4 protein-coding genes are annotated in these 4541 nt (G+C 71.9%); all 4 read right to left on the bottom strand.

Annotated elements, in window-relative coordinates:
• Positions 1–294 precede the first annotated feature (294 nt).
• Positions 295–1170 (bottom strand): formate transporter FocA, encoded by an 876-nt coding sequence (gene focA / locus PINTE_RS20390; RefSeq protein WP_068434279.1) that lies wholly within the window; start codon positions 1168–1170, stop codon positions 295–297.
• Positions 1171–1413: 243 nt separating this feature from the next.
• A complete protein-coding gene (locus tag PINTE_RS20395) occupies positions 1414–1680 on the bottom strand; it encodes an HPr family phosphocarrier protein (protein WP_068434281.1) in 267 nt (88 codons plus the stop codon).
• A 57-nt stretch (positions 1681–1737) separates the two neighbouring features.
• A complete protein-coding gene (locus PINTE_RS20400; RefSeq protein ID WP_068434282.1) occupies positions 1738–3900 on the bottom strand; it encodes a PTS fructose transporter subunit IIABC in 2163 nt (720 codons plus the stop codon).
• A gap of 102 nt (positions 3901–4002) precedes the next feature.
• On the bottom strand, positions 4003–4541 hold a 539-nt coding region (locus PINTE_RS20405), incomplete at its 5' end, for a 1-phosphofructokinase family hexose kinase (protein ID WP_245643082.1).

Genomic DNA, 4541 nt, shown 5'->3' on the forward strand with positions numbered 1-4541 from the left:
CCGCACCGGCACACTCCGCACCGGCACCGCCCGCGTCGGCGGCGCGGCCAGGCCCGCGGCACCGGGCGCGAGCATCGCCATCACCGCCACGGCCAGGAGACCGGCCGACACGTGGCGACGGATGCGGGGTTCGGGGGCGCGGGTCATCGACCCTCCTGCACGCAGCGGCGCCCCCGCCTCGACCCTCATCGACGCCACCTGCCCAACGGCGGCGCGCCCGCGGGCCTGAGCGATCAGACCGTCCGCCGCCCAAGACTTGACGATCCGCTGGGGATCGCCGGCCGCGTCCGCCCGTTAGCCCTGCGGCGCCTTCTCCTTCGCGAGGTGGTGGAAGATCGTCCAGTACAAGATGCCGATCATGACGCCGCCGCCGACGATGTTGCCCAGGGTCACCGGCAGCAGGTTGCCGACGAGGAAGTGCGCCCAGGTGAGATCGGCGTAGGCGCCGGGGTCGAGGCCGGCGGTGCTCCAGTACTCGGCGCCCGCGGTGTCCTTGATGAGGATCGCCAGGGGCAGCATGAACATGTTCGCCACGGAGTGCTCGAAGCCGGTGGCCACGAACAGCGCGATCGGCATCGTCACCGCGACGACCTTGTCGGTCGTCGTGCGGCCCGAATACGCGGCCCATACAGCCAGGCACACCATGAGGTTGCACAGGATCCCGAGCACGAACGCCTCGCCGAAGCCGTGGTGCAGTTTGGTGTTCGCGGTGTCGAGCACCACCGCGCCCCAGGCCCCCTTCGCGTTGTGCCAGGTGCCGCCCGCGTAGACGAGCCCGACGATCGTCAGGGCGCCGAGGAAGTTGGCGACGTAGACGACGAGCCAGTTGAGCAGCAGCTGGCCCCACGTGATGCGGCCGCTGGCCCGGGCGGTCAGCGTCAGCGTCGAAGAGGTGAACAGCTCGGCGCCGGTGAGCACGACGAGCGCCAGGCCGGTGGCGAACACGATGCCCCCGACGACCTTGGCGATGCCGAACGGCAGCGCCGCGGCGCCCACCTGGCTCGTCGTGTAGAAGACGAAGCCGAGCGCGATGTAGCCGCCGGCCGTGAGCCCGAGCAGAAACGACTTCGCCGGCTTGCTCGTCGCCTTGGCGAAGGCGGCGTCCTCGGCGGCCTGCGCCATCTGCGCAGGGGTGAGGATCGAGCCGGAGGAGGGTGCGGAGGCGGGCATGCGGGTCCTCGCAGGATCGGCGAACGGGGCCTGCTGTTTCTACGCCCGAATCCGTGAGATTGCCCAGTGACCCTTTTCCCTTGCTTTCTGTGCGATTACCCGGTATATCACGGGCCAGACTGGAGAAAAGCGCTGCCGCCCTGTCGGCGGCACGAGCCAGCACCGGAGATCAGCGCGCGAAGGCGCCCGGACAGCACGAACGGGCGGGAGCCGCGCTCCCGCCCGTTCGTGGATCGGCCCGACTCAGGCGTCGAGGTCCTTCTCGATGAGACCCGCGATCTCCTCGACGGCGGCCTCGTTGTCGGAGGTCACGACGACCGTTGCGCCCTTCTCGGCACCGAGGGTCATGATCATCAGGGCGGAGGCCGCGTCGACGCCTTCGTCGTCGTCGCCACCCTCGACCGCCAGCGTGATCTCGTCGTCGTACTTCTCGGCCGCCTCGGCGATGATGGCCGCGGGGCGGGCGTGCAGGCCGACGGCGGAGCCGACGGTCACGGTCTTGCTGGCCATGAGAACTGCCTCTCTGTTGAGCGGTGGTGCAGCGGTGCACCCGTGGGCTGCGTGCGTTCAGGCGGCGCTGGTGCCGCCGCTGGTGGCAGCCACGGCCTGACGATCGCCCTCCGGTTCGAGGGTAGACGCCTCCTTGGCCTTATTCCCTCCGATGGACTTGGCGATGACGACCGCCACACACCCGACGATCGCGCCGACGACGATCGACAGCAGCCACCAGAAGAATCCGCCGATCGCGAAGAAGACGAAGACGCCGCCGTGCGGGGCGCGCGAGGTGGTCTCGAAGGCCATCGTCATCGCGCCGGTGACCGCGCCACCGAGCATCATCGACGGGATGACCCGCAGCGGGTCGGCCGCGGCGAACGGGATCGCGCCCTCGGAGATGAACGACGCGCCGAGCAGCCAGGCCGCGACGCCGTTCTCGCGTTCGGCCTCCGTGAACAGCTTGCGGCGCACGACGGTGGCCATGGCCATGGCGATCGGCGGCACCATGCCGGCGGCCATGACGGTCGCCATGATCTGCAGGGTCGCGGGGTCGTTCTGGTTCAGGCCCGCCGCGGCGAAGGCGTACGCGGCCTTGTTGACCGGGCCACCGAGGTCGAAGCACATCATGAGGCCGAGGATCACGCCGAGGATGACGGCGGAGGTGCCGGACATGCCCGACAGCCAGTTCTGCAGGCCCTCGGTCAGGGCGCGCAGCGGCGACCCGAACACCATCAACGCGCCGCCGGCGACGAGCGAGGCGATGAGCGGGATGATGACGACCGGCATGAGCCCGCGCAGCCAGCGCGGCGCGTCGAAGCTGGCGATCCAGTAGGCGACGACACCGGCGATGAGACCACCGATGAGACCGCCGATGAAGCCGGCGCCGACGAGCACGGCGACGGCGCCGGCGGTGAAGCCGGGGGCGATGCCCGGCCGGTCGGCGATGCCGAACGCGATGTAACCGGCGAGCGCCGGCACGAGGAACGCGAAGGCCGCGGCGCCCAGCTGATGGAGCACCGAGCCGAGGTAGACCGCGAGCGGCCCGGCGCTGCCGTAACCGTTCGGCAGGTTCCACAGGCTGTTGTTGAGGACGGTGTCCTCGCTGACGTCGGTGATCGTGAAGCCGCCGACCGCGAACGCCAGCGCGATGAGCAGACCACCGGCGGCGACGAACGGGATCATGTAGCTCACGCCGGTGAGCAGCACCTGCTTGAGCTTGGAGCCGAAGCTCAGCCCGCCGGCCGCGCCCGCGCCCGCACCGCTCGCGGCCGCCCCGGAGCCGGCGGCGACGCGACGCCCGTTGGGGTCGTCGGCGACCGCAAGGGCCTCGGAGATCATGACGTCGGGCTCGTTGATGGCCCGCTTGACGCCGGACTCGACGACCGGCTTGCCCGCGAACCGCTCCCGGCCCTTGACGCCCACGTCGGTCGCGAAGATCACCGCGTCGGCGCCGTCGATCTGCTCCTGCGTGAACGGGGTCGTCGCCGAGCTGCCCTGCGGCTCGATGTGCACCGTGACGCCCGCCTCCTTGCCCGCGGCGACGAGGTAGTCGGCGGCCATGTAGGTGTGGGCGATGCCCGTCGGACAGGCCGTGATCGCGACGATGCTGCGCTGCCCGGCGCCCTGAGCCGAGCCCGAGTCGGCGGGAGCGGCATCGGAGGCGGAGGCCGCGGTCGCACCGGCTCCGGCACCGGCGGCGGTAGCACCCGCCCCGGCTGCACCGGCACCGGCAGCACCGGCTCCGGCGGCCGCGGCGGTCTCCTTGGGCGGCGGGGAGACGACGTCGCCGACCATCTGCACGATCTCCTCGCGGGAGGAGGCGGCGCGCAGCCCGGCGAGGAAGTCCTTCTTGACGAGGGCGCGGGCGAGCTTGGTGAGCAGCTTCATGTGCTCGGAGCCGGTGCCCTCGGCGGCGGCGATGAGGAAGACGATGTCGGCGGGGCCGTCCTTGGCGCCGAAGTCGACCGGCTTGCTCAGGCGCGCGAAGCCGAGCGAGCCGACCTTGACGGCGGCCGAGCGGCAGTGCGGGATCGCGAAGCCACCGGGCATGCCGGTGGGCGAGAGCCCCTCGCGCTCCATGGCCGCGTCGCGCAGGCCGACGGCGTCGGCGCGGCCGGTGTCACCGACGAGGCGCGCCAGACCGGCGATGACCTCCTCCTTGGTCTCACCGAGGTCGACGTCGAGCGCGACGAGATCGGGTTCGATGAGTGGGGTGTCGTGAGCATCGTCGCTCATGAGCGGTCCTTTCCTCGGCGTTCGATGTCACGCCGTACCGGTGCGGCAGATGGAATTGTCATGGTGCTGCGAACGGGGGGCTGGTGGGCTCTTGCGGTCGGGTCAACCGACGCGCTCGACCCGCACCTGGTCGGGGTGGGTCTGGTCGGGGGTGGGCAGGGTGCTGCCGGGCAGCGACGCGGCGCCGGAGCCGTACGCGACGGCGCGGGCCAGGCGCCCGGCGGCGTCGGCGCCGTCGATGTCGGCCATGACGTAGCCCGCGACCGAGGAGTCACCGGCTCCGACGGTGCTTCGCAGCTGGATCGGCGGCGGCGTCGCGACCCAGGCGCCGTCGGCGTCGACGAGCACCGCACCGGCTCCGCCGAGGGTAGCCATGACGGTGCTCACCCCGGCCTCGACGAGGCGGCGCGCGGCGGCCACGCTCGGAGCCGGGTCGCCGGCGGCCGCGGCGGCCTCGAGCTCCTCGCCGTCGGCGCCGGTGAGCTGCGCGAGCTCCTCGGAGTTCGGCTTGAGCAGGTCGGGTGCGGCGTCGGAGAGCTGCTCGGCGAGCCGGGCCAGCGGCTCGTCGGAGGTGTCGACGGCGATCCGCACGCCGAGCGGGCGCACGGCCCGCACGAGCTGGGCGTACCAGTCGGCGGGGG

Source organism: Piscicoccus intestinalis NBRC 104926 (assembly GCF_001515525.1).
Taxonomy (GTDB): Bacteria; Actinomycetota; Actinomycetes; order Actinomycetales; family Dermatophilaceae; genus Kineosphaera; species Kineosphaera intestinalis.